Below are 23,949 nucleotides of genomic sequence, written 5' to 3'. Positions count from 1 at the left end.
AAACATGTTTTGGCATTTTTACAAATATCGCACAAAAGTGCTGTTGCGAAATAAATCCATGCTGTTTTGGACGTTGGCGTTTCCCATTCTCTTAGGCCTAATGTTTATGGCGGCCTTTGGGGAGATCGATCAAGCAGGAAATTTAGAGACAATCACGACGGGAATCGTAAAAAACGGGGATCAATCAGCGCTTTCGGAAAATTTTTCCGCGGTCCTTGAACAAGTGGAAATCAATGAAAAACCATTATTTGATCTTAAGGAACTATCAGAAGCAGAGGCAGTTGAAGAGCTGAATGCGGGTGATTTAGCTGGGTTTTATCTGATAGCTGACGAAACGATTTCACTCCATGTGGGGCAAGCGGGCATGAGTCAGACGTTGATGAAAAATGTAATGGATCAATTTTTACAACGTACAGCGATTATTTCTAGTAAAGCAGCAGAACTTGAAACGCTTGATCTTGCACCAATTATGGCCGCGTTTGAACAGGAAGCGACTTTTCAAGAAGTGAATGCTGATCGTGACATGAGTGTTAAAAGTTTTTATTTCTTTACTTTGATTGGGATGGCGATCCTCTATGGGACGATGTGGGGTGTTCGCAATGTTCAGGATCAGCAAGCCAATCAATCCGCGAATGGGATTCGGCTTTCCTTGATACCAAGAAAACGCACATTGGTTTCAAGTGCGAATTTAGCGGCGAGTTTTACGATTGTGTTAGTAGAAGTCTACATTATTTTAGCGGTTTTTCGTTTTGTCTATCAAGTAGACTTTGGTGAACGATGGCAGTGGCTACTACTGGTTGCCGCGTTGGGATCATTGTGTGCGATTTTGCTAGGAACATTGATTGGAAATCTGACGCCAAAAATGAATCTGGTGCAAAAGGATGGCATTTTGATTTCCGTGACGATGGCGATGAGCTTTTTTGCCGGGATGATGGGCTCGGAACAAATCAAGTATTGGCTTGATCTACATGTGCCGATACTGGGGCAAATAAATCTCGTCAATTTGATCAGTGAAAGTCTCTATCAATTATACTACTATACAGATCTGGCTAGCTTTTATACCAATCTTTTATGGTTGACTGGCTTTATCGTCCTTTTCGCAATTGGAAATACTTGGATCGAAAGAGGGGTGCGCTATGACGCTTTATAAAACGATTTGGACTTTACTGAAGGCCAATAAGTCGAATTTACTAATTGGAGTACTGATCACTGTGGGAGTTACATTCTTTTATGCACAAAGCATCGACGTCGAAAACACCTCTTTACAAGAAGCCAACATTGCTTTGATCAGTGAAGAGGAGTCGCCAGTCGTTGACGGTCTTCGGGACTACTTGAAGGAGAAGCAGACCTTGGTCACTTTGGAGGGTACCTCACAAAAAGAAATTGATGATGCCCTTTATTTTAATCGCATAAACATCGTCTTGCATTTACCAGTAGATTTCACGGAACAGGTGGAGGCCGGCCAGATGCCAGCAATCGAGATTCAAAGCCGGCCAGATGCTTTCTCTAAAACCATTGTCACCCAGCAAGTGAACACGTACTTACAGACGCTTTTGCTTTTTAAAGAAGAAGGTAAAACAGTTAGTGAGGCGATAGAACAAGCACAAACAGCGCTAGCCGTCACTGGGCAAGTTGAACTCAGTACAGAATATAGTCAACGAATGAAAAAAATGTTAACAGGCATGACCTTTAACTTATTGTCATATGGTCTCTTTCTATCAATATTTAGCGGGTTTGGCGTGATCAATATGGCCTTTAATCGCAAAGCAATCAGCAAGCGAAACCAGAGCGCCCCTCTTGCTAAACGTGTCTTACAGCGGAAAATCCTGTTAAGCTTGATCAGTTATTCGCTGCTCTTAACTTTCGGCTTTTTATTACTGATGGTGTTATTAGTGATCCGCACGTCTTGGGATACAGCAGCTTGGTACCACATTTTGAACACGTTCTTGTTTTTATTACCAGTCATCAGCTTCTCGGCGTGTGTCACTTCCCTGGTGAAAAATTCAGAAGCAATCGGCGGGATCAGCAATATCTTTATAACCGGCAGCTGTTTTATCGGTGGTGTCTTTGTATCAGCTAATTTCCTGCCAGATATTGTCAATAAAATCGCGGCGTTTACACCAACGTATTGGTTTGTTCAAAACAATACCTTGATTAGCGAGACCCTCACGTACAATCAAGGGTTTACTGAATCGTTTTGGTTCAATGGCTTTGTCTTGGTTGCATTTGCAGCAGTATTTTCAATGATCCAATTTGTTTTGGGAAAAGAAAGAAGTCCTCGTTGGCAGTACAACTCAGCGAAAAACTAACAGGTACACAGAAAAAAACGATACAAATCGTTGCTGATTTGTATCGTTTTCTTTATGGGCACCAAAATAATTGATTGGCAGTAGTAAAGGTAATATCAAAGGGACGTTGGCCCATTTCTTCGCCATCTTCTTGTCCATGTTGGGGCACGGTAGAGATAATTCTCAGCTTCGACGTGGAGAGATGATGAAAGTAGCGTGAATTCATGTGTTTCTTACGCATCAGTAAACCGATCAGCCAGAAAATCTTGAAAATCGACACACGCTCAACGAGTACGAAATCAAACTTTTTCTCTCTGACTGAAGCGGTTGGGGCGATTGCAACACCGCCGCCAAAGTAAGGATGATTGGTCGTGGTGCACAAAAAAGCTTTTTTATAACTGAATTGTTGCCCATTACACTCGACTAAGATCGGAAAACCTCTTTGAAGAAACAAAACGCGGATAATTGCAGCGATATAGGAAAAGGAGCCGAGGTTGAACTTATTAAGACTGCTTTTTGCCACAGAGTGATTGGTGGTATAGACGATTGCCGCATCAAGACCAATACCCACATTATTAAGAGCGATGCCGTTTTCCTCTTGGATCTGCTCTTCATAGCGGATAATGGCCAATTCTTGGGGCTTAGTAGTACCGGCAATTTTCCAAAACGCTTTTTCCGGCTCTCGTGGCAGATCGATACTTCGCGCAAAATCGTTTCCCGAGCCAGCGGGGATGTAAGCAACGGGAATTTGTTGTTGTTCCAGTTGTAACTCTGATACTACTTGGTGCAGCGTTCCATCACCGCCGATAACCACCAATAATGGATAAAGCATCTCGCCATTTTCTAAATAGACATCATCCCAAGGCAAAAGGCGTTCTTTTAAGAGTTTTCTGGTAATGTTCCGTTCGTCACCGGGTAATTTGGTTAGATAGATTTGATGGGGGAAACGATGTTTTTTTACGATTCTTTGCACACGTTCCGCCGCTTTTTTTCCTCGTCCACTACCTGAAGCAGGGTTTACGAGGAAGTGATAATAATAGTTCATTTTATGAATAACTCCATATCGTTTTTTCGTTCAATGCGGTTAATTATAGCATGTTTCGACAGAAGGCGGGGAGACGATGCCTGAAAAAAGAGCAAAAAAATAGATTCGACGATTGTGCTTTCTGGGTTTTCAAAGGTTCTTATGTCCACTTTGATCCTCAGGTAATGATGCCCATCGCCGAATCCTATTCAATTAGTAAGGAGTAACTCAAATTCCCACATCCTTTGTCTTTTATTCTAAGTTGACAACAATTCTTTTCTTGCAGAACCTGCTTCGTCTGCTTTACTGGGAATCCTTGCTCCTTACACTTATAGTATAGCACATTTTTCTCTTTTAGCAATCGCTTACATGATTTGGTTGTTGTCTTTTAGATAAATTTAAATAGTTTAAATGAAAGGTAAAGGAGAAAGGAGAAAATTTTGATCATCGCCGATCATGATAAGCTCTTCTGAAGGAGTTGTAAACAAAATGAATCTGTGGGAAGGTAGGATAGCCATGGAAAGTCCAACTAGATTCATCTTTCTTTATGTAGTACATTAAAATGATTTTAAATCATTTAATTGTATTTTTATTATTATTTATTGCTTTTTCCTTGTTAAAAAAAAGCGATAGGAGTAAATTAGAAGTGTAAAAAACTTATTTTAGGAGGAAGTATTATGTGTACTGCGTTAACTTATGTAACGAAAGATCATTATTTTGGCAGAAATTTTGATTATGATGTTTCTTATAAAGAAGTAGTGACCATTACTCCGAGAAATTATCCATTCAAATTTCGCAAAGTAAGTGAAATAGATCACCATTACGCAATGATTGGGATTGCTGCTGGTGTCGCTGAGTATCCACTGTATTATGATGCGGTCAATGAAAAAGGTTTAGGTATCGCTGGATTGAATTTTCCAGAAAATGCTGTCTACAATGAATTTCAAGAAGGAAAAGAGAATGTTACGCCTTTTGAGTTCATCCCATGGCTCTTAGGACAATGCGCTACTGTCGAAGAAGTAAAAGGGCTATTAGCCAATGTCAATCTCGTTCGGATCAATTTTAGTGAAGATTTGCCTCTATCGCCTTTGCATTGGATGATTGCTGATAAAAAAAGTGCCATCGTTGTGGAAAGTATGAGTGATGGCCTTCATATTCATGAAAATCCGGTGGGAGTTTTGACAAATAATCCACCATTTGACTATCAATTGTTCAATTTGAATAATTACCGTGTGTTATCATCGAAAACTCCGGAAACCCATTTTTCTGACAAGGTGGATTTTGATGAATATAGTCGTGGAATGGGCGGCTTAGGTCTGCCAGGAGATCTTTCTTCGATGTCTCGCTTTGTCAAAGTAGCTTTTACTCGATTGAATTCCGTTTCTGGAGAATCTGAATCCGAAAGCATTAGTCAGTTCTTCCATATTTTAGGTTCGGTTGAGCAACAAAAAGGACTTTGTGACATAGGCAATGAGCGCTATGAGTACACGATTTATTCTTCTTGCTGCAATACAGATAAAGGAATCTATTACTATCGTACGTATGAAAATAGTCAAATCGTTGCAGTTGATATGAATAAAGAAGATTTGGAAGGTAATGTACCGATTTCTTATCCATTAATTGAAGACCAACAAGTTCTTTTCAGTAACTGATCCATTCTTAAAAAACCATCTCAAAGCTGTTTTGAGATGGTTTTTTTCTTTTTCATTTTTAAAATGAATCACTCTCATTTGTTGTCGTCTTCGTCCCTGCGGTACTTTTATTCGGAAATGGAAAAAAGCGGTTCACCAATATTGCAATCGTCATGCCGATAAAACTATCAACAATCCGATTAAAAGCATACAAGTAAGATTCAGTTTGAGGAATCATAAATAAAATCGTCAATAGTGTGGCACAAGCACCAACTGTTCCCTCGGAGTAATCAAATTTGACCAATAAAGCGATCATTAACATGATCACTAAAGGGATTGCAATCATTTGAATAAAGGACGAATGTCCGAAAAAGTTAAATATCGCAATACAAAATACAGAAGCGATTGCGCCGAAGCTGTTACCGGCAATCCGATGTTTCCCGTATTTGACGGTATTCTCATGATCTTCTCTTAATGTGAAAACAGCTGTGATCGTTGATACGACGTAGGTTTCACGATTCAAAAGAACACTAACCAAAATACAGAGGAATACACTGATTCCAGTTTTTACATTTCTTAAGCCAAAGGTCAATCCAAATAAGTTCAATCATGCCATCCTCTCAAAATAAATTTCAACGAAGTCGATTATACCACATTGCAGACGGTCAATTGCTTAGATTTTCAGAAAAATGAACAACGATTCTTTCATCGTACGTTGACAGGCAAATTTTATCAGTCGTCGAGAAGCTAGCTTGATACCATGCAATTTTCAACTTTGAGTGTTGAAAGGAATACAATAAGTGACCCCAACCCTAAATGAATTGACTTTCGTTGCCATCGCTTAAGACTCCTTTTTTTATTTCTCAGTCTGTTCAACGTTTAAATAAGTGTTTTGATAAAAAAATATTTATTGTTCATAAAAAGTTTGTTTTTTAGATATTATATTGAGATAATCAAAATAAGGAGGGTTTAAAATGAAAAAAGTGTCCATACTATTTGTTCTTTTACTTGGCTTTGTTGTTTTTCCGATGACAGTTTTTGCTGCATCTTCACCAAGTGTGAGCTATCAAACAAATATCCAGTCTCAAGGGTGGCAATCATGGAAAACAAACGGTCAGACGTCAGGGACCACAGGGAAAGCCAAGCGACTTGAAGCAATCAAGATAAAAATTACTAACGAAAAATACAAAGGGAATATTGAATATAAAACCTCCATTCAGAAACAAGGCTGGGAAAAATCGTTTAGAAAAAATGGGACTCTGTCTGGTACAAGTGGAAAAGGACAACGGTTGGAGGCGATCCAAATCAAACTCACCGGTGAGATCGCTAAGTATTACGATGTCTATTATCGAGTCAATGCACAACAATTTGGCTGGATGGGGTGGGCGAAAAACGGACAGTCTTCAGGAACGTCTGGCTTTGGTTTTCAACTGGAAGCAATCCAGGTCAAACTGGTGAAAAAAGGTGGGAAAGCACCTGGAACGACGAATGATGCATTTAGAGATGGACTGAAAAAATATGTAGACAAACGGGGCAAAGGGCTGATCAAAGGCTCCAAACAAAAGATTTATCATATACCGGGGAGTCAATATTATAATAAAACGACCAGTCCAATTCGGATGTTCAAGACAGAGGTGGAAGCCTACAAAGCGGGCTTTCGACCAGCTAAATAGAGGTGTGGCAGGCATTCGCTGAGTAAACATCTATGAGAAATTGCTTTACCAAAAAGGTAACGAGGCAACGAGAAGAAAGCTATTTTTGATCAAAAAGTAACTGAATCGTCTGATTCATTCTAAACATCCCTTTCCGTTAGCGAAAAGGGATGTTTTACGTATTCAAGATGATTTCTGTGCGTAGATCCGACGAATCTTAAAGTAATTCAGCACTTAACCTTTCATCACGAGATGCGCCTTGATTTAGCGAGGTTTCAACACAAAGCCACCATCTTCATCGTTCATTTCTTCGGTAGGCGTAAAAATAATATTTTTCCCATCTCTTTCAAGGGTAAAGATTGAATCACAAGCCATTAGGAAATCTGACGATGGATGATTCATTGATAGTCGAATAGGGCTAGAAAATGAAAGCTGCGAAGTGTTTCTTTAAATCAACGGATGAAGGAATAGAGGAAGCAATTCCATCTGCATAAAGTTTTGTCAGGTGAATTCTAGATGATTTGATGATTAAATGGCCGGTTTAACATTGATATATGGCTATTAATGTGTATAATAAGTACTTGTGCGAAGCGCACCGCGGTTCATCAACCATCCCGCGTAATCAAAACTCGGAGAAAGTAGGGATCAAATGGAAAAATCAACAAATCTAACCAATCAACGTTTGCGTGTCGTCGCAGCCAATGGGATCATTATGGCACTTTATGTTGCTGTAACGGTTCTAGTCTCACCCGTTGCCTCAGGAGCGATTCAATTTAGGATATCTGAAGGATTGAATCACTTGGTCGTTTTCAACAGAAAATTGATGTGGGGTGTCGTTGGCGGGGTTGTAGTGTATAACATGTTCTTTGGAATGGGGATCTTGGATGTCGTATTCGGCGGTTTCGGAAGCTTCTTGGCTTTAGGAGCAACTGCATTGGTATATAAGAAGATTCCAAATGTTTTCGTAAGACTGGCATTTAATACCATTGTTTTTTCATTAAGTATGTTCCTGATTGCGATTATGCTAAATATCACCTTAGCATTGCCTTTCTGGCCAACATTTGCAACAACGGCATTGAGTGAATTTATTGTAATGACGATTACGGCACCGGTGATGTATATCATCAATCGTGCCGTTCGCTTCGATAAGCGCGTGTAAAAAAAGCTTGTTTTTTGCTTTGATGGTTCTCAAAAAACAAGAAAAAAGATCATTCCTAAGAAATGAAGGAATGATCTTTTATTTTATTCTGCTTTTAAGTCTTCGATCTCCACAACTTTGAAGTTTTTCGCTTCTAGTTGCGCAACGATCTTGTCGCATAATTCTTTTGATGTGTTTGCTGGTAAAGTGATCATCGTACGACGAATAAATTCGTCTTTACCGATGTCGAGAGTGATACAGCTAGCGATACTGCTGTATTTTGCGATTATTTTTGAGATAACCGCTAAGTCGCCTTGTTGACCTGTTGATGCGATCGTCAACACATAGCTTCCTTGTTCGACGCTCCATGATTGTGACAACATATTCAATAAGGAACTATGAGTCAAGATGCCGTAAAATTGATTGTTTTCATCTAGTACCGCAATATAAGGCAATTCTTTGATTGTAAAGAAAACCTTAAAAAATGAAGAGTTGACATAAATGAACTTCGTCGCATTTTTTAGCAGATAGGTGACGGGTAAAGTCATGTCACCGCCATTTGCTTTATGGCGATAGATGTGCATTTTATAAATATTTCCTCTAAAAATCTTTCCTGATTCATCTAGGATAGGCACACAACGATAACCAGACTCTTCTAAAATTGCCAGCGCTTCTTCTAAGGTAGCTGTTTCCTTTACCGTTGTTAAATCGCGTTTTTTGTAAACCATTGTTTTTAATAACATAATTTTCCCTCCCAAATACCCATTTAACACCATTATCATACCACAAAATCAGCAGAAACTATATTTATACGACAGAAAATCAAAAATTGACACAATCTTAAATAAATGGTATTTTTAGTGTTGGAAAACTTTATAAAAAGGGGGAGGACACTAAGATGGCAACGAAAAAAGCTGCTTTGGCTTGTTCTGTCTGCGGATCCCGCAACTATTCAAAATCAGTCAGTGAAGGTAAAAAAGGCGAACGCCTTGAAATCAACAAATTTTGCAAGTATTGCAATCAATATACGTTGCATCGTGAAACGAAGTAAGGAGGGAATCGAATGAAATTTTTGAAAAATGTTGTTGAAGAAATGAAAAACGTTTCTTGGCCATCAAAAAAACAATTACGCAAAGATACATTTGTGGTGATTCAAACAACCATTATTTTTGCATTGATGTTCTTTGTGATGGACACACTGATTCAAACGGTCTTCAATTGGATCCTAAAGTAACACTTCTTACTGATAGCGCTAGTCATTTATCACAAATCGTGCTATAATCGCTTTGAGGAAAAACTTCGGTGCAGCTGAGGTTTTTTTATTTTACAAAAAAGATGGGGAGTCCGAAAAAAATGGAATCTTTTGAAAAAAATTGGTATGTACTGCATACGTATTCTGGCTATGAAAACAAAGTAAAAGCGAACCTAGAGTCACGTGCACAAAGCATGGGGATGGGTGATTATATTTTCCGTGTCGTCGTTCCCGAAGAAGTAGAAACAGAAGAAAAAAACGGCAAAACCAAAGAAATCGTTCATAAAACATTTCCTGGCTATGTATTAGTTGAAATGGTCATGACGGATGAATCTTGGTACGTTGTACGTAATACTCCTGGGGTAACAGGTTTCGTTGGCTCTCATGGTGCAGGAAGCAAGCCAGCGCCTTTATTACAAGAAGAAATCAATTCAATTTTACGTTCGATCGGTATGAGTACTCGGACAGTTGAACTGGAAGTCGAAATTGGCGAAACCGTCAAAATCATCGAAGGTGCGTTTTCTGGTCTAGAAGGACAAGTAGCAGAAATCGATGAAGAAAAACAAAAACTAAAAGTGAACATCGATATGTTCGGTCGTGAAACCAGTACAGAACTTGATTTTGAGCAAGTAGATAAAATTTAACTGCTGGATAGACTAGCATGAACGGCTCATTTACGGTAAAATAACAGTAATGAGAATAAAGTGGACCAATTCGTTGGCCCACTTTTTTTCTCAAAATGAGTAAGCGCTTTATAAGAGGAAGGGGTCTTATGTCAAAATTATTTGCTTTTTTTAGAGTAAAGTTTCACAATGATTTTCATCCCCATACTAAAGGGATGATCTCTGTACATAATGGGTATAGCTTGTTGTTTCTTTTTAATTTGCTGCTGTTTTTCTTTGCCATGTTGTTTTTCGATCCAAGGGTGGCAGTCGAAGAGCTCAAGTTGATTTTATTTTCGGAAAGTCATCTTGTGACAGATTATATTGCTATGACTTCTGTAGGGTCGGCTTTATTAAACAGCAGTTTGATGACGTTTGTAGCGATCTCGATTTGCTATCATTATCGGGTGCCGATCACAGGAGGCGCGGTGTCTGCTATCTTTATGGTGACTGGGTATGGTTTTTTTGGGAAAAATCTACTAAATTTTATCCCGATATTTTTAGGCGTCCGTCTGTATTCGTATTTTATGAATGAACCATTGAAAAAATTTCTGTTGATCGCCTTGTATGGATCGTCGGTTTCTCCAATCGTCAGCTATTTTGCATTCAATGACTCACTACCGCCTTATTTTAGCTTGGTGATGGGGTACGGTATTGGAATTTTTACCGGTTTTTTGATGGTTCCCATGGCCTTATATTTTCAAGGACTTTTTCAAAGCGTCAGTTTATACAGTGCTGGATTCACTTCAGGAATGTTGTGTACATTAGTCGCCGCTATCTGTCGGATGTTTGGCCTAACGATTGAGCTAAGAACATTGGTGTCGCAAGAACAGCAGCCGCGTTTGATTCTCATGATGCTGGTTTTAGGAAGTGTGTTCGTAGGCTATGGGTCGCTGATGGCAATCAAGAAAAAACGATTGAATATGCGAGCGATTTGGTCTCATAGTGGCAAAATCGAACGAGATATCTTACGTGATACCGGCGTTTATAATACGATGATCAACATGGGATTGATGACGTTTTTGCTTGTGGCATATGTCGTCAGTATTGGTGCGGTTTTAAATGGACCAGTTATCGGTGCGATCTTTTGCGTCATCGGCTTTTCTGCTTGTGGCTCTCATGTCTTTAACTCGCTGCCTTTATTGGCAGGGGTGACGATTGCCAATCTATTGAGCGTATACACCATCAACGAGACGGTTACAGTCACGTCAGCGATTTTTGCGATGATGCTCTGTGCAGTAACAAATGCCTATGGCTGGAAAGGCGGCTTGGTGGTCGGTTTTGTGCACGCCTCAATGGTACTGAATATTGATTTCTTACATGGAGGTTTGAATCTGTATAACAATGGTTTTTCTGGCGGGCTAGTCGCCATGATGATCATTCCCTTATTGGATCTCAGCAAACAGCTTTGGCAAAAATCAGCCGATCAGGCGCAAGCTACCAAGGATGAAAAACCACAAATGGACTTGAAAGCACAAGAAAGCGAGCAGCCATTGGTCCCATTGAATCAAACAGAAGGAAAACCTAAATTTTCCGAGCCTGTGAAGGTATTAAAACCCGTTGCCCAAAAGAAACACTATAGGGTAGGCGAGTGGGAGTAGAAAAACCGCCAATGTCATTTGTTACTTGTTTAACAAGTAGGGAGTGCTTGCCTTTTCGTCGTTGGAAATAATGGGAAAATGAAAACCAACCAAGAACAAGCAACGATTGGTTGTTCTTGGTTGGTTTTTATTCGTGTTCATTTCTAAAAAAACATCAACGATTGGCTTCTAAGATTTCTGCCTGTAGGCGTTGGGCAGTCGGCGTCATGGCTAGACCACCTTCAGCCGTTTCCTTGAAAATGCTAGGCATTTGTCGTCCTACTTGATACATCGCTAAGACCACTTCATCAGGTGGGATGACACTTTCGATTCCTGCTAATGCCATGTCGGCAGAGATAAAGGCCTGGGAAGATCCCAGGGCATTGCGCTTCACGCAGGGGACCTCGACTAAGCCCGCGACAGGGTCACAAATCAAGCCCATCATATTCTTGAGGGTGATCGCCACCGCTTGAGCCGCTTGGTGGGGGGTGCCACCTTTTGCACAAACCAAAGCCGCCGCTGCCATTGCGCTAGCAGAACCGATCTCTGCTTGACAACCGCCTTCGGCACCGGAAATCGAGGCATTGTTGGCAATCACCAGACCAAAGGCGCCGGCTGTAAACAAAAAGTCGACTTGTTGCGCTCGAGTCAGTGCCAAACGCTCACGTACGGCCATTAATACACCAGAAACAACACCCGCACTACCGGCAGTCGGTGTTGCACAGATCAAGCCCATTTTCGCATTGACTTCGTTGACTGCAATGGCATTTTGGACCGCTTGTAGAATGGTTTCTCCGCTTAAAAAATCACCGGCAGCAAGGTAGTCGTTCATGCGAGTCGCATCGCCGCCGGTCAATCCCGTCACCGATTTTACACCAGCGACACCTTCAGCGACTGATTGTTCCATAACAACTAAATTCTTTTCCATGATTGCAAGGATCTGTTCGCGACTACGACCAGTATTTTCTGCTTCGATCGCAATCATCATCTCTGCAACGGAAGGATAATTTTTACTTTCTATTACTAACTCTTCTATTGTATAGAACATGTGCTTATCTCCTTTAATCAAAATACGCAGCGCTGTAAACGTGCGGCAAAACTTTGATTTGTTGCGCCAGCTGATCATTGCGCTGATCGACTTCGATGATCATGATTGCTTTATCACCGACAGCTTCTCTCGTAACGGTCATCGTACCGATATTGATTTGAGCCTCTGATAGTAAATTGGTTACTTTCGCAATCATTCCCGGAACGTCTTGATGGACGATCACATAAGTAGGGGTACCCAGTGTCAGAGAAATTTTGAAGCCGTTAAGCTCTGAGATTTGAATGTTGCCACCACCGATCGAGATGCCAGTGACAGATAGTTTGTGGCTATCTTTTGTCAAAATCATCTTGACCATATTCGGATGTTCCGCTTTTTCTTTTTTAGGGACGAATAAGACTTCGATCCCTTTCTCATAAGCGATTTTTAAAGAGTCCGCTAGGCGAGCATCATCTGGCTCCATGCCTAAGAGACCGCCAACTAACGCAATATCGGTTCCATGACCGCGATAGGTTTTAGCAAACGATTCATACAACAGGATATCTACACTGTCTGGCTGTTCGCCAAAAATACTGCGAACGATTTTTCCGATCCGGGCAGCACCGGCGGTATGAGAACTGCTGGGACCCACCATGATGGGTCCGATTATGTCAAATACACTGCGGTATTTTAATTGTTCCATTTTTTTCACCTCGATAGTAGTAAACGAATAGGGAAGAATTCCAGTAGTAGTGTAGCATAAAAAAATGAGAGAATGAAAAAAGCAGACCAAAAGCAAGTGATTTTTATTTCTTTTTTTAGCGATGGACTAACGAAAAGCGCTGGTGAGCATTTTTTCAAAAAAATCAGCTGAAAAACCTTGAATTATTCCATAAAGATGCTATAATATTCCAGTGTGCTTTCGTCACACGTTTTTTGTGTGTGCACATGAATCACCAAAGTGGGAGGAGAAATTTGGATCTCCAATTAACCACATCACGGACTCAAGGAGGTATGTCTCGTGGCAAAAAAAGTAGAAAAAATCGTTAAATTGCAAATTCCTGCAGGTAAAGCAACACCAGCTCCGCCGGTAGGTCCTGCGCTAGGTCAAGCGGGTATCAACATCATGGGATTCACTAAAGAATTCAATGCTCGTACAGCTGATCAAGCAGGTTTGATCATTCCAGTAGTGATCTCTGTATACGAAGACCGTTCATTTACTTTCGTTACAAAAACACCACCAGCAGCAGTATTGTTGAAAAAAGCAGCAAACGTTGAAAAAGGTTCAGGCGAACCAAACAAAACAAAAGTTGCAAAAGTTTCACGCGATCAAGTAAAAGAAATCGCTGAATTGAAAATGGAAGACCTAAACGCAGCTGACGTTGAAGCAGCAATGCGCATGGTTGAAGGAACTGCACGAAGCATGGGGATCACTGTAGAATAATTACAGCCCTAAGGAAGTAGCTTCTCAGTCGGCTTCATATTGAAAAATATGGGACACGTGGGAGGTTCTACCGTTATAACCACATCAAGGAGGAAACAAAATGGCTAAAAAAAGCAAAAAAATGCAAGAAGCATTGAAAAAAGTTGATGCTACAAAAGCTTATTCAGTTGAAGAAGCAGTAGCTTTGGCAAAAGAAACAAATATTGCAAAATTCGACGCAACGGTTGAAGTTGCTTACAAATTAAACGTAGACCCTAAAAAAGCGGATCAACAAATCCGTGGCGCGGTTGTATTACCAAACGGTACTGGTAAAACACAAACAGTTTTAGTTTTTGCTAAAGGCGATAAAGCCAAAGAAGCAGAAGCAGCTGGTGCTGATTTCGTTGGTGACGACGATATGGTTCAAAAAATCCAAGGTGGCTGGTTTGATTTTGACGTTGTTGTTGCAACGCCTGACATGATGGCTACTGTTGGTAAATTAGGTCGTGTATTAGGCCCTAAAGGTTTGATGCCTAACCCTAAAACTGGTACAGTAACAATGGACGTAACAAAAGCAGTTAACGAAGTAAAAGCTGGTAAAGTTACTTACCGTGTTGACAAAGCTGGGAACATCCACGTACCAATCGGAAAAGTTTCTTTTGAAGATGACAAATTGATTGAAAACTTCAAAACGATCCATGAAACATTGTTGAAAGCTAAGCCTTCAGCAGCAAAAGGTCAATACATGAAAAATATCTCAGTTACAACAACATTTGGTCCTGGGATCCATGTAGAACAAGCTTCTTTCTAATTTAATACAAAAATTCAAAACTTTTATTGACTTGACTACCTTATCTATGGTAAGGTAGTCAAGGTTAAAAGTTTAACTGTACCGAAGACAGTAGGTGGCATTTGCCTTAATTTCCTACCGAGGACGTTTATTGAGAATCTTCAATAGTCCCTCTATGTCTACGGTGGCATAGAGTTTTTTTATTGTCCTTTATAGGACAAAGGAACAGTTTGTTTCGAAGAAACTCTTCCATCAAAATCAGGAGGTGAAATATAAATGAGTGAAGCAGCTATCGCTAAAAAATCCGCGATCGTTGATGAAGTGAGTGCAAAATTCTCTGCAGCCGCATCTGTAGTCGTTGTTGACTACCGTGGACTAACTGTTGATGAAGTAACTCGCTTACGTAAACAATTGCGTGATGCAAACGTTGAGATGAAAGTTATCAAAAACTCAATTCTTTCTCGTGCTGCTGAAAAAGCTGGTCTAGAAGGTTTAGGTGAAGTATTCACTGGCCCTACTGCCGTAGCATTCAGTAACGAAGACGTTGTTGCACCTGCAAAAATCATTAACGATTTCGCAAAAGACGCAAAAGCTTTAGAAATCAAAGGCGGTATCATCGAAGGCAAAGTTTCTTCATTGGAAGAAATTACTGCATTGGCGAAATTGCCAAACCGCGAAGGACTTCTTTCTATGTTGCTATCTGTGCTACAAGCACCTATCCGCAACGTGGCTTACGCTGTCAAAGCAGTGGCAGAAAAAGAAGAAGATGCAGCATAATTGCCGCATAATTTTTCAGTATTAAAAACTAAACTACTTACTTAAATGGAGGAAAACAAAATGGCATTGAACATTGAAAACATTGTCGAAGAGCTAAAAGGCGCGACAATCTTAGAATTAAACGATTTAATTAAAGCTATCGAAGAAGAATTTGGCGTATCTGCTGCAGCTCCTGTAGCTGTAGCTGGTGGAGCTGGCGATGCTGGTGCTGCTGAAGAACAAACTGAATTCACTGTAGAATTGACTGCAGCTGGCGATCAAAAAGTTAAAGTTATCAAAGCAGTTCGTGAAGCAACTGGCTTAGGCTTGAAAGAAGCGAAAGCAGTCGTTGACGGAGCTCCTTCAGCAGTTAAAGAAGGCATCTCTAAAGACGAAGCTGAAGCATTGAAAGCAGCTTTAGAAGAAGTTGGCGCTTCAGTAACAGTTAAATAATTTTTCTTAGTGTCAAATCTTTTCGTATGAAGGGGTTTGGCGCTTTTTTTGTTAGAGGCTGAGATTCCTAAAAAGTAATAAGCAGCGATCCTCGTTTTTTTATGAGCGAGGATCGCTGCTTATTTTTTTCGAAATTGTTGGAATAAGAACACGAAAATAAAAAAGAAAAATGCTTCCCACAACGTTGTGGTCCAACTAAAGCTGCGGTTAATACCAAAAACGAGATTACCAATATTGGAAACCACCAAATACAAGGCTGTTGCTAGCAAAGAATAGCCGAATCGTTTGCCCATCATTACGCCTCCCTTTGCTATGATTGTAACAAGTCAAAAGAGTTGTGGCAATCAATTCTGATGCAGTGATGATAAATTGATCGATAGAAAGAGAAAAACCGAACGGTCCGTAGTGATCGTTCGGTTGAAGAGGATGTAGCCCGGTTCGCTTAATCCAATGGAACATCAAAGATCCAACCGGTTGGTGCCGAAATATCGCCGAATTGAATGCCGGTCAATTGGTGATACAATGCTTTTGTTTGTGGACCAACTTCCGTTTCGCTATAGAACACATGGAAATCCTCGCCGTTTTGGATCCCGCCGATCGGGGAAATAACAGCAGCTGTTCCGCAGGCACCCGCTTCGACAAAACGATCCAGCTCATTGAGATAAACATCACCTTCCACAGGGGTCAATCCTAATGAATGTTGCGCTAGATGCAGCAATGAATATTTTGTGATACTTGGTAAAATAGAAGGAGATTTTGGTGTCACAAATTCATTAGCAGCCGTGATCCCGAAAAAGTTGGCAGAACCGACTTCTTCGATTTTGGTATGCGTTTCTGGATCAAGGTAGATGCAATCGGAAAATTTCCGTTGATGGGCTTCGTATCCAGGTAACAAACTCGCCGCATAATTTCCACCAACTTTGGCTGCGCCAGTACCATTTGGTGCCGCGCGATCATAATCAGAAACAATGAAATTGGTTGGTGTCAATCCGCCCTTAAAGTAAGGTCCGACCGGCATACAAAAAACCGTAAAAATATACTCTGGTGCTGGGCTTACACCGATATTTTCTCCGACGCCAATCAATAGAGGACGAATATACAAGGTGGCGCCGCTGCCATAAGGCGGAACATATTCCTGATTTGCTTTTACTACTTGTTTTACCGCATCTAAGAAAAAGGCCTCAGGAACCTCTGGCATACGCAGGCGATAGGCACTGCGGTTCATCCGTTTGCTATTTTCGTCTGGACGGAACAAATTGATGCCGCCATCTTTTCTTCGGTAGGCTTTTAGTCCTTCAAAACATTGCTGTCCATAATGAAGAGCGGTTGATCCCTCGTGGATATGCAGATAATTATCCTCGGTAAGTTCGCCTTCATTCCAAGAACCGTCTTTCCATGTTGCCAAAAAACGCCATGGCGTTTTGATATAAGAAAACCCTAAATTTGACCAATCGATTGTCATTCGTTCACACCCTTTTTTAATTTTTCTAAGTATAGCACTTCAGAAAAGAAATGTCATTATTTTCTGAAAATTATTCTGTAAGAATATTTGGTGACAGTGACGTGTAAAGAAAGGGGAACCGATCTTTGCTTGTACGAGTTCCCCAGATTGTTTTTCTACAAGTTCTGTGCTTCAATGAGAGTATAAAAAAACAAAAAAGGGGGAACGTTTGTGATTGAGGAAGTGTTGACGGACAGTCTGGGGATCGCTGCTGCGTATCGACGATTGAAACCAATCATGATCCATACACCACTTGCACCAAGTAATATTTTAGGCAAAGAAAAAGAGGGCACGATATTTTTGAAATTAGAAAATCTACAGCGTACCGGCTCCTTTAAAGCGCGGGGGGCGTATAACAAACTCGCGTCATTGACTGATGCAGAAAAACTTCGCGGTGTCATTGCCTGTTCTGCAGGAAATCATGCGCAAGGTGTTGCTCTCGCCGGATCGTTACTGGGGATCAATGTCCGAATCTTTATGCCATTAACGGCTGCCAAAACAAAAATAGAGGCGACAAGAAGTTATGGCGCACAAGTCGTTTTAGCAGGAGAGACGTTTGATGAAACCAAACAACTGACACTAGACGCCATGAAAGATAGTGGCGAAGTATTTGTCTCTCCCTTTGATGATCGTGCAGTAATGGAGGGGCAAGGAACGATTGCGATCGAACTGTTGGAGGATCTTCCAGATGTTGATAATGTCATTATTCCCATCGGCGGTGGTGGGTTGATTGCTGGGATTGCTTTAGCCTTAAAAGAACTTCGTCCAGAAGTCAAAATCATCGGCGTTCAATCCTATGGCGTTTATGGCATGATCGCCTCACTTTGGCAGCAAAAGCTAGTAGCCAATCGCCGCAGTAGAACGATCGCCGATGGCTGTGATGTTGCTTTGGCAGGGGAACTGACCTATGATGTTTTAAAGACCCGTATCGATGAAACGGTCTTAGTTGAAGAATCCGATATCGAACAAGCGATCCATTACTTAGCATTGAGGGAAAAAGTCATCGCAGAAGGGGCTGGTGCATTAAGTACGGCGGCGATTTTAAGCGGACAGATCGATCATTTGCTTCGAGGAAAGAAAACTGTGGCATTGGTCTCCGGCGGCAATATTGATTTCTCTGTGTTTAAGGAAATCATCTGAGTGCAACAAGCCTTCCAAAAAAGAAAGAAGAGACCTGATTAGACATTCTCCTAATTGGGTCTCTTCTTTTAAATTCAAAGCAGGCGCTCAGATGATTACTTTGGGAGAGAAAGTATTGTTTCGATCCACTGTCCAAAGGTTGTTACATATTTCAACGGTCCGATCAATGTAAATCGTGCCATCGTTGGGTTGATTTTTTCAAAGTAAAAACGCCGACTTTCCCCTGAGTAAAGTGCATTGAACTCATCAATAACGATTTTTTTTTGCTGTTGTAGCAATTCCTCTGATTCAATAAAGAAATCAATGGCAAGTAAGCTTTCGGGTATCTGTTTTTCTGAACGTATTGAAGCAAAAGAAAGCAGGGGATCTTCAAATGGTTCGCCCATCAACGAAGCCACATCTTTGTAAGAAAAGCGCCACTGCCCGCCAATTTTTGTCCCTTTAAGTTGGTTGGTCTTTTGATAATTTCGGATGGTTCGAGTCGTTACGCCCAGTTTTTCAGCGACTTCTTCAACGGTATAATAATCTTTCATCGGTTCCTCCTACAAAGCGATTGTACGATCACAAAAGCGTTGCTCCTCTTTCTTATGACTAGTATAGATGATCATGCGTTTTTCTGCATGTTTTTTTAAATACTTCATAATCTTTTCGGCAGCTTCATCATCAAGGCTGCTGGTAGCTTCGTCTAAAAGAATGATTTCGGCATCACTTAATAATATGCGAGCTAGAGCGATTCTTTGCTTTTCTCCTCCAGACAAGTCGGCACCATTTTCCGTAAGCCTGCTAGTCCATGAGCGCTGTTGAAAAATGGGCGCTAAAATACCAGAGGTTTCGATAATTATTTTTTCTTCTCTCGTCATTTTTCTTCCCCATACAAGATTTTCTTCAATTGTCCGAGAGAGAATCGTAGGGTCTTGAGCAAGGTAGAGGGTTTTATCTGTTTCAGGGTTTCTTGGCTTGATGCGTTTACTCTTCGTTGAAAGCGAAATTCCTTCTGATGGATAAAGGCCAGCAATTGCCTTTAAAAACGTTGATTTTCCTTTTGCTGAAGCGCCAGCCAAGTAAATATGTTCACCAGGTTTCAAGGTTTCTTCAATGGGAAAGGAAAAGCTGTGGTTGCCAATGGATACGACAGGGTGGTCGAAAGTAAGACTCAGAGTAGCTTCACACGTTTGGTTCCAGCGGTCATCGGGAGCAGCCAATTCTTCGTTAACAAAACGTTGATTGGTCCTCAGAGTAGCTGTATCAAGATTGATTTTCGTTAAACCACTTAATGCAGAAAAGTAAATGGGTAATAGCACGCCAATCAAAATCAACGCAGAGGTTGGCAGTTCATCTTGTAATATTCCTTGAATCATAAACAAATAGACGCCGATCTGGGCGATCTGATTGATCGCATTAAGGACTAAACTAGTCGTTTGGGCAAAAGTATTGGTGTTTGCTAATGTTTGATACATCGATGTCAATTGAGAGGAAAACAGCTGCTCAAGAACAGCGTCACTCCATTGCTTCATTGTATCAATATGGGACAATGTTGTTAACATTTCCTTATTGCTAAGAGCAAATGCTTCTTGCATATTTTTCATCTTAATACTCAACTGTTGATTGATCCATCGAAACCCAAAAACATTGATGGGAAATAGCGATAGTAAAATGAAACCCAGTAAATAATGCAATTGGAAACACAAAAAAAGTGGGATCAGCAATAAGAAAAAGCAGCGAATGGATTCGCTAAAACTACCGCAAATAAACAAGTATAAGGAATCAACAACGCCAAAGATGCGGTTTAATAGATAAGTGGGCTCCTTTTCAGAGAGTTCTACATAACTCTTCCTTTTCATTTTTTTTAACAATTCTAAGAGATGGCGAACATTCATCGAAGCTGCATAGCGCTCTTTCATCAAAATCAATAAGAATTGCGCGCAATAAGTGATACTTAATATGAACGCTAATAAGCCGACAAGATGATCAAAGCGCAGTGCGTGATCTTCTTGTAGAAGCAAAGGGAAAGCGAGGTTTGTCAGGACAGTCAAAAAACTAGCAAACTACTCAAACTGATAAAAAGTTTATTGTTTCTAATAATTTCAAACATAAAATCAACTCATTTCCTATATTTTCCTAAATGGTAGATGTTTTTATGAAAAATGTCAACAAAAAAAGAGTTCCTGATTAAAGGAACTCTTGAAAAATCAAAAGCTGCGTCCGCCGCCGCCGAATGTTCCGCCACCAGAAGAGTGGGTCGTACTGCCACCGCCGCCGCCAGAAAAACCGCCACCACCGCCTCCACCATTATTCGAAGGACGGGGGATGCGTCTGGTTGTGACAAAGGAATTGACTAAGCGATCTTCTTTTTGGGTCAGATCAATACTTGATTTTTCTAGATAGTTAAATTTGTAGCCGCCCATTTTTAATTGGTAACGGGATTTAACAATGATGAAAAAAGCGATACTGATCACTGCCGCGATCGCTAAGCAAATAGCAATTTCTAGTGGCGTTATCACTTTGTAATAAGTAATTTTTCCGGTATCACGATCGATACGATAATGATCGGCAGGAACACCTGCTTCCACAAAACCCTCTGCTTTTTGCAGATAGACCAATGCAGCTTGATAATAATTTCCCTCTGCCATCTGGTCAAATACCGCATCAAGTAGCTTATCTAGACGTGAATCGGTAAGATAATCGATCATATTTCCGGAAGTCGAAACGTGAAATTTCCGTTGCGCCATATCGATCACCAATGCCGAACCGTTGTTGTCGTTGCCGATCCGTCTTGAAAGATATCGATCAGTGTACAACTCGATATCTCCCGTATTGCTGTTTGTTGTTTGAATAAAAACTTCGCCTTTGATCTTTGCATTCAGCGCTTCTGCTTCTTCGTTCAACTTCTGGATCTCTTGTTCGGTAAAGAGTCCAGCGTGGTCTGCGACTGTCTCTTCGGCTGCGAAGGCGGGCAGGGCGGTTAAGAAAAAGCCAACCAGCAGTAACAACAAATAAGATAGTTTTTTCATAAGAAATACGCTCCAATCAATGCGAGGATGGTCGTTGCCGCGAAAATTGCGCCACTGACGATTCCCAAGCGCTTGTAACTAATCGGTAAAACACCGCTGACTTTTCCGGTTTGCCCATTCATCGCATAATAAAAGGCACTCTTGTTTTCATCATCGGCTCGATAGGTCACTAGCCATACAGGAAGCAAAACGTAGTTGTTTTCTTCTTTTGTTAGATTGATGGAACGATTGTTGCGTTTAAAACTAGTATAGCCATTGACGGTACCTGCTAGCAGATTTTCAGCATAACCCGATAATTCGTTTTTGACTTCGTCAGAAAGATCAATGTATTCAATGTCTCTTTTTTCTGCTTGGAAGCCGGCTAAATATTGACTGCGAAAATTAACAGCTTTTTCAAGGGGAAACGGCTGAACGCCAGTCACCATTTTTTGCTGAACGTTTTTTGACAGCGCATGCTTGAGCAATTCATTCACCTTGATTTTTCCTCGTCGCAAGACATCGTATTGTTTGTGCTCAGTATATTCAATATCACCAACGCGCCAAATACGCAAAGAGGTACCCATACCTGAAAGCGAGCCATTCATCTCAGCATCGACGACCCAATAAGGGAAGTACACACCAGTCAATTTCTCTACTTGTGCTTGATCGAAGAAATCCCGTGGCACAAATTTTTTCTTTTGCGCCCATTCTAAGAATTTCGCAGTTGCTTCTTCCTTTTCGATGGCAAAAGGGAGGACTTTGTTAGGTAAAAATTCTCCTGAAAGCCGTCCCGACAAAACGACCGGGTTATGGCAAAAGTAGCAATAGGTTGCGGCTGTAGTCGCATCCGTCACGATTTCAGCACCGCAGCTGGGGCAGGTGAAAAGGTCCATCTGCCCCGCTTGTGCATCGGCTTGCTCTCTAACTTCTTCTTGAAGGGACGGTTCAGTCTCGGTCGCTGCAGAAGGATCTGAGACAGGAGTATCGGCCATCTGCGCTTCTTTTTGCTTTTCTTCGAAGGCAGTGACTTCGTCTTCAGTAAAAATACTCAGACAAAATGGACAATGAAATTTTTGATCACCAGGTTCAAAGGTTAAAGCGCCCCCACAATTGGGGCACTTATGTGTGATAACATCCATCAGCAATCCTCCTCAATTAGTCTACTGGGACACCTTTGAAAGGTTTGCCGCAATTCGGACAGAATTTTGGAATGCCGTTGGCTAAATCGATCACTTCACCACAATCGTTGCATTTCATTTTCAGGCTTGGTCCATCGCTCGTTGGTTTTGGCGTCCCGCAATTGCTGCAGAATTTACCAGTATTAGAGGTGCCGCATTGTGGACAGTCCCAATGATCTGCGTTGTTTTGTGCAGAAGCCTGTTGCTGCATTTGCTGTTGGTTGTTTTGTGACGCTTGGTTCAAATAACCGCCACCAGCGTTCATCCCCATGCCCATGCCAACAAACCCAGTCGTAGCCCCAGCGGCATTGCTACCGGCAGATTCCATACCACGAGCAACCGAACCTTGAACATAGCCTTCACGAATCGAAGGGTCGCCTAACATTGCCCCTTGGTTCCGCATGTTGATCAGTTTTACGGAATCATCCGTATAAGAGATGCTTGCGACGGCAACAGAAACGATTTCCATGCCGCGGAGTTCTCGCCAGCTGTCATCAAGAACCGTTCCCATATATTTGCTTAATTCCATGCTCTTAGATGGAACGTAAGAAATTCGTTCGCCATCAGCGGACATTTTGTTGATCGCTGTTTGTAGGGCGGTCAAAAATTCAGCTAAGTACTGCTCATTGATGTCGTTGATATCGACTTGACTTTTGTTTTTTGGGATCGCATTCGTATAGAACAAAATTGGATCGGTAATTCGTAAGGAATAGTTTCCGTGCGCCCGTAAGAATAGTTCTGCGTTATAAAAGTTGTCAAAATAGTTCAAAGGCGATGAAGTACCGAAGCGAATTCCTTTGATTTCTTGAAGATTGATATAAAAAACTTGTTGTTTTTGTGGTGTAACGCCGCCAAACTTAAAGCGGTCGAAGGTTTCAGAAATCGCATCTTTCAATGAACCGTTCAACATCGAAGGCGCTAATTCATTTTTGACGGTATAGTAGCCTTCTTCAGCGGTATAATCGATGATTCGCCCGCCATCAACCAATAACATCATCATATTCGGATAGACATGGATCACTGACCCATCAGTGATGACATCTTCCGTGCCTTTTCTGTTAGAACCGCGTTTGTCATTACGCCGCACTTTGACACCTTTTGTCATTACTGTCGAATCGCTCATATTGTCAGGCTCGATCACCTCTAGCCATTGATCTGCTAATCCGCCGCCAATTGCGCTTGTTGCCGCTTTGATAATACCCATTTTCAGTCCTCCTTTAAATTGTTTTCATCACAATAGATGAACGTAGATTCATTATACCATAGGAGGTGAGATTTACGTTATCAGTCTAAAGTTGGAGAAGAGGAATGGTCTTTTTTCTTGAAAATAGGGAGGAATAAAAGGATATAGTGAGTGAAAGCGCGCGGAATGGCTCTTCGAATTAAATTTCCATTTCTTTTAAGATTCCACCACGCAAACGGTGGTTTTTTTAGCTGATATTACGTATAATAGAAGGTAGCGAATTT

The 23,949-nt window shown here is 41.1% G+C and carries 26 protein-coding genes and 1 other annotated feature; of the genes, 14 read left to right on the top strand and 12 right to left on the bottom strand.

The annotated features are described in order from the left end of the window. Window positions 1–4: 4 nt before the first annotated feature. Together IGI88_RS00300 and IGI88_RS00295 are read left to right on the top strand one after the other, a co-directional pair. On the top strand, window positions 5–1,150 hold the full coding sequence (locus IGI88_RS00300) for an ABC transporter permease (protein WP_034878640.1): 1,146 nt from the start codon (window positions 5–7) through the stop codon (window positions 1,148–1,150). Further along, on the top strand, window positions 1,137–2,309 hold the full coding sequence (locus tag IGI88_RS00295) for an ABC transporter permease (protein ID WP_194188019.1): 1,173 nt from the start codon (window positions 1,137–1,139) through the stop codon (window positions 2,307–2,309). Before IGI88_RS00300 ends, IGI88_RS00295 begins: the two co-directional genes overlap by 14 nt. Before the next feature lie 52 nt (window positions 2,310–2,361). Here IGI88_RS00295 and IGI88_RS00290 read toward each other — a convergent pair whose 3' ends face one another. Then, window positions 2,362–3,333: a diacylglycerol/lipid kinase family protein gene (locus IGI88_RS00290; RefSeq protein WP_429960081.1), complete on the bottom strand. Its 972-nt coding sequence runs from the start codon at window positions 3,331–3,333 to the stop codon at window positions 2,362–2,364. A 656-nt stretch (window positions 3,334–3,989) separates the two neighbouring features. Here IGI88_RS00290 and bsh point away from each other — a divergent pair. After that, on the top strand, window positions 3,990–4,964 hold the full coding sequence (bsh, locus tag IGI88_RS00285) for a choloylglycine hydrolase (protein WP_005236690.1): 975 nt from the start codon (window positions 3,990–3,992) through the stop codon (window positions 4,962–4,964). Between the two features lie 58 nt (window positions 4,965–5,022). On the opposite strand, the gene IGI88_RS00280 is transcribed toward bsh, so the two are convergent. Continuing rightward, a complete protein-coding gene (locus tag IGI88_RS00280; protein WP_016621330.1) occupies window positions 5,023–5,550 on the bottom strand; it encodes an FUSC family protein in 528 nt (175 codons plus the stop codon). Between the two features lie 367 nt (window positions 5,551–5,917). On the opposite strand from IGI88_RS00280, the gene IGI88_RS00275 reads away from it, so the two are divergent. Both IGI88_RS00275 and IGI88_RS00270 read left to right on the top strand, forming a co-directional pair. Next, window positions 5,918–6,616, top strand: a complete 699-nt coding sequence (locus IGI88_RS00275; protein WP_005236686.1) for an Ig domain-containing protein — start codon at window positions 5,918–5,920, stop codon at window positions 6,614–6,616. A 628-nt stretch (window positions 6,617–7,244) separates the two neighbouring features. Then, window positions 7,245–7,754, top strand: coding sequence for a QueT transporter family protein (locus tag IGI88_RS00270; protein WP_008379785.1), 510 nt, complete (start codon window positions 7,245–7,247; stop codon window positions 7,752–7,754). Window positions 7,755–7,837: 83 nt separating this feature from the next. Here the strand turns inward: IGI88_RS00270 and cbpA are convergent, their stop codons facing one another. After that, complete coding sequence (cbpA, locus tag IGI88_RS00265; protein WP_008379786.1) at window positions 7,838–8,476, bottom strand: cyclic di-AMP binding protein CbpA; 639 nt, start codon at window positions 8,474–8,476, stop codon at window positions 7,838–7,840. A 155-nt stretch (window positions 8,477–8,631) separates the two neighbouring features. Here cbpA and rpmG point away from each other — a divergent pair, with 155 nt between their 5' ends. From rpmG to IGI88_RS00245, 4 genes are all read left to right on the top strand, one after another. After that, complete coding sequence (gene rpmG / locus IGI88_RS00260; RefSeq protein WP_005229764.1) at window positions 8,632–8,784, top strand: 50S ribosomal protein L33; 153 nt, start codon at window positions 8,632–8,634, stop codon at window positions 8,782–8,784. A 12-nt stretch (window positions 8,785–8,796) separates the two neighbouring features. Next, window positions 8,797–8,967 carry a preprotein translocase subunit SecE gene (gene secE / locus IGI88_RS00255; protein WP_005229766.1) on the top strand — a complete coding sequence of 57 codons (171 nt, stop codon included), beginning with the start codon at window positions 8,797–8,799 and terminating at the stop codon, window positions 8,965–8,967. Window positions 8,968–9,086: 119 nt separating this feature from the next. Next, window positions 9,087–9,629: a transcription termination/antitermination protein NusG gene (nusG, locus tag IGI88_RS00250; protein WP_005229769.1), complete on the top strand. Its 543-nt coding sequence runs from the start codon at window positions 9,087–9,089 to the stop codon at window positions 9,627–9,629. A 128-nt stretch (window positions 9,630–9,757) separates the two neighbouring features. Next, window positions 9,758–11,248 carry a DUF1576 domain-containing protein gene (locus IGI88_RS00245; protein ID WP_429960080.1) on the top strand — a complete coding sequence of 497 codons (1,491 nt, stop codon included), beginning with the start codon at window positions 9,758–9,760 and terminating at the stop codon, window positions 11,246–11,248. A gap of 154 nt (window positions 11,249–11,402) precedes the next feature. On the opposite strand, the gene sdaAA is transcribed toward IGI88_RS00245, so the two are convergent. Then, window positions 11,403–12,275 carry an L-serine ammonia-lyase, iron-sulfur-dependent, subunit alpha gene (gene sdaAA, locus IGI88_RS00240; RefSeq protein ID WP_008381622.1) on the bottom strand — a complete coding sequence of 291 codons (873 nt, stop codon included), beginning with the start codon at window positions 12,273–12,275 and terminating at the stop codon, window positions 11,403–11,405. A 13-nt stretch (window positions 12,276–12,288) separates the two neighbouring features. Further along, a complete protein-coding gene (gene sdaAB, locus IGI88_RS00235; RefSeq protein WP_429960079.1) occupies window positions 12,289–12,954 on the bottom strand; it encodes an L-serine ammonia-lyase, iron-sulfur-dependent subunit beta in 666 nt (221 codons plus the stop codon). A 318-nt stretch (window positions 12,955–13,272) separates the two neighbouring features. Here sdaAB and rplK point away from each other — a divergent pair, with 318 nt between their 5' ends. The 4 genes from rplK (at window position 13,273) to rplL (ending at window position 15,673) form a co-directional block, all read left to right on the top strand. Continuing rightward, a complete protein-coding gene (rplK, locus tag IGI88_RS00230) occupies window positions 13,273–13,695 on the top strand; it encodes a 50S ribosomal protein L11 (RefSeq protein ID WP_005229787.1) in 423 nt (140 codons plus the stop codon). 100 nt (window positions 13,696–13,795) lie between these two features. Further along, the gene (gene rplA / locus IGI88_RS00225; RefSeq protein ID WP_005229790.1) at window positions 13,796–14,485 is read left to right on the top strand and encodes a 50S ribosomal protein L1; all 690 of its coding nucleotides are present in this window, start codon (window positions 13,796–13,798) and stop codon (window positions 14,483–14,485) included. A 63-nt stretch (window positions 14,486–14,548) separates the two neighbouring features. Continuing rightward, window positions 14,549–14,675 (top strand) — a sequence feature (ribosomal protein L10 leader region). Between the two features lie 65 nt (window positions 14,676–14,740). Beyond that, window positions 14,741–15,241 (top strand): 50S ribosomal protein L10, encoded by a 501-nt coding sequence (gene rplJ / locus IGI88_RS00220; RefSeq protein ID WP_005236672.1) that lies wholly within the window; start codon window positions 14,741–14,743, stop codon window positions 15,239–15,241. A 60-nt stretch (window positions 15,242–15,301) separates the two neighbouring features. Continuing rightward, entirely contained in the window at window positions 15,302–15,673 is a 372-nt protein-coding gene (gene rplL, locus IGI88_RS00215; protein ID WP_003127081.1) for a 50S ribosomal protein L7/L12, read from the top strand. Between the two features lie 119 nt (window positions 15,674–15,792). Here rplL and IGI88_RS00210 read toward each other — a convergent pair whose 3' ends face one another. Further along, on the bottom strand, window positions 15,793–15,966 hold the full coding sequence (locus IGI88_RS00210) for a hypothetical protein (protein WP_005236653.1): 174 nt from the start codon (window positions 15,964–15,966) through the stop codon (window positions 15,793–15,795). Between the two features lie 149 nt (window positions 15,967–16,115). Next, window positions 16,116–17,135, bottom strand: coding sequence for a branched-chain amino acid aminotransferase (locus tag IGI88_RS00205; protein ID WP_008381617.1), 1,020 nt, complete (start codon window positions 17,133–17,135; stop codon window positions 16,116–16,118). 210 nt (window positions 17,136–17,345) lie between these two features. Between IGI88_RS00205 and IGI88_RS00200 the strand changes: the two genes are divergently transcribed. After that, window positions 17,346–18,314, top strand: a complete 969-nt coding sequence (locus IGI88_RS00200) for a pyridoxal-phosphate dependent enzyme (protein ID WP_005236650.1) — start codon at window positions 17,346–17,348, stop codon at window positions 18,312–18,314. Between the two features lie 95 nt (window positions 18,315–18,409). Here IGI88_RS00200 and IGI88_RS00195 read toward each other — a convergent pair whose 3' ends face one another. The 5 genes from IGI88_RS00195 to IGI88_RS00175 all read right to left on the bottom strand — a co-directional run bounded on the left by IGI88_RS00195 (window position 18,410) and on the right by IGI88_RS00175 (window position 23,686). Beyond that, a complete protein-coding gene (locus IGI88_RS00195; protein WP_005236643.1) occupies window positions 18,410–18,847 on the bottom strand; it encodes a helix-turn-helix domain-containing protein in 438 nt (145 codons plus the stop codon). Window positions 18,848–18,856: 9 nt separating this feature from the next. Next, complete coding sequence (locus IGI88_RS00190) at window positions 18,857–20,347, bottom strand: ATP-binding cassette domain-containing protein (RefSeq protein WP_429960078.1); 1,491 nt, start codon at window positions 20,345–20,347, stop codon at window positions 18,857–18,859. A 156-nt stretch (window positions 20,348–20,503) separates the two neighbouring features. After that, window positions 20,504–21,325 (bottom strand): TPM domain-containing protein, encoded by an 822-nt coding sequence (locus IGI88_RS00185; protein ID WP_005236637.1) that lies wholly within the window; start codon window positions 21,323–21,325, stop codon window positions 20,504–20,506. Continuing rightward, the gene (locus tag IGI88_RS00180) at window positions 21,322–22,443 is read right to left on the bottom strand and encodes a hypothetical protein (RefSeq protein WP_008381609.1); all 1,122 of its coding nucleotides are present in this window, start codon (window positions 22,441–22,443) and stop codon (window positions 21,322–21,324) included. The genes IGI88_RS00185 and IGI88_RS00180 overlap by 4 nt, the downstream gene beginning before the upstream one ends. Before the next feature lie 16 nt (window positions 22,444–22,459). Next, on the bottom strand, window positions 22,460–23,686 hold the full coding sequence (locus IGI88_RS00175; RefSeq protein ID WP_429960077.1) for an SPFH domain-containing protein: 1,227 nt from the start codon (window positions 23,684–23,686) through the stop codon (window positions 22,460–22,462). Between the last annotated feature and the right edge of the window lie 263 nt (window positions 23,687–23,949).

The organism is Enterococcus sp. AZ179, assembly GCF_050498885.1.
Lineage (GTDB): Bacteria > Bacillota > Bacilli > Lactobacillales > Enterococcaceae > Enterococcus_D > Enterococcus_D entomosocium.
This window is presented reverse-complemented; position numbering and strand designations above follow the sequence as displayed.

Excerpts from the sequence above, each read along its gene's own strand:
- IGI88_RS00180 (WP_008381609.1), bottom strand. The coding sequence starts at position 22,443 with ATGGATGTTATCACACATAAGTGCCCCAATTGTGGGGGCGCTTTAACC.
- IGI88_RS00195 (WP_005236643.1), bottom strand. The coding sequence starts at position 18,847 with ATGAAAGATTATTATACCGTTGAAGAAGTCGCTGAAAAACTGGGCGTA.
- rpmG (WP_005229764.1), top strand. The coding sequence starts at position 8,632 with ATGGCAACGAAAAAAGCTGCTTTGGCTTGTTCTGTCTGCGGATCCCGC.
- sdaAB (WP_429960079.1), bottom strand. The coding sequence starts at position 12,954 with ATGGAACAATTAAAATACCGCAGTGTATTTGACATAATCGGACCCATC.
- IGI88_RS00175 (WP_429960077.1), bottom strand. The coding sequence starts at position 23,686 with ATGGGTATTATCAAAGCGGCAACAAGCGCAATTGGCGGCGGATTAGCA.
- IGI88_RS00185 (WP_005236637.1), bottom strand. The coding sequence starts at position 21,325 with ATGAAAAAACTATCTTATTTGTTGTTACTGCTGGTTGGCTTTTTCTTA.
- bsh (WP_005236690.1), top strand. The coding sequence starts at position 3,990 with ATGTGTACTGCGTTAACTTATGTAACGAAAGATCATTATTTTGGCAGA.
- sdaAA (WP_008381622.1), bottom strand. The coding sequence starts at position 12,275 with ATGTTCTATACAATAGAAGAGTTAGTAATAGAAAGTAAAAATTATCCT.
- rplL (WP_003127081.1), top strand. The coding sequence starts at position 15,302 with ATGGCATTGAACATTGAAAACATTGTCGAAGAGCTAAAAGGCGCGACA.
- rplA (WP_005229790.1), top strand. The coding sequence starts at position 13,796 with ATGGCTAAAAAAAGCAAAAAAATGCAAGAAGCATTGAAAAAAGTTGAT.
- IGI88_RS00270 (WP_008379785.1), top strand. The coding sequence starts at position 7,245 with ATGGAAAAATCAACAAATCTAACCAATCAACGTTTGCGTGTCGTCGCA.
- rplJ (WP_005236672.1), top strand. The coding sequence starts at position 14,741 with ATGAGTGAAGCAGCTATCGCTAAAAAATCCGCGATCGTTGATGAAGTG.
- IGI88_RS00245 (WP_429960080.1), top strand. The coding sequence starts at position 9,758 with ATGTCAAAATTATTTGCTTTTTTTAGAGTAAAGTTTCACAATGATTTT.
- IGI88_RS00205 (WP_008381617.1), bottom strand. The coding sequence starts at position 17,135 with ATGACAATCGATTGGTCAAATTTAGGGTTTTCTTATATCAAAACGCCA.
- secE (WP_005229766.1), top strand. The coding sequence starts at position 8,797 with ATGAAATTTTTGAAAAATGTTGTTGAAGAAATGAAAAACGTTTCTTGG.
- IGI88_RS00300 (WP_034878640.1), top strand. The coding sequence starts at position 5 with ATGTTTTGGCATTTTTACAAATATCGCACAAAAGTGCTGTTGCGAAAT.
- IGI88_RS00295 (WP_194188019.1), top strand. The coding sequence starts at position 1,137 with ATGACGCTTTATAAAACGATTTGGACTTTACTGAAGGCCAATAAGTCG.
- cbpA (WP_008379786.1), bottom strand. The coding sequence starts at position 8,476 with ATGTTATTAAAAACAATGGTTTACAAAAAACGCGATTTAACAACGGTA.
- IGI88_RS00210 (WP_005236653.1), bottom strand. The coding sequence starts at position 15,966 with ATGGGCAAACGATTCGGCTATTCTTTGCTAGCAACAGCCTTGTATTTG.
- IGI88_RS00275 (WP_005236686.1), top strand. The coding sequence starts at position 5,918 with ATGAAAAAAGTGTCCATACTATTTGTTCTTTTACTTGGCTTTGTTGTT.
- IGI88_RS00290 (WP_429960081.1), bottom strand. The coding sequence starts at position 3,333 with ATGAACTATTATTATCACTTCCTCGTAAACCCTGCTTCAGGTAGTGGA.
- nusG (WP_005229769.1), top strand. The coding sequence starts at position 9,087 with ATGGAATCTTTTGAAAAAAATTGGTATGTACTGCATACGTATTCTGGC.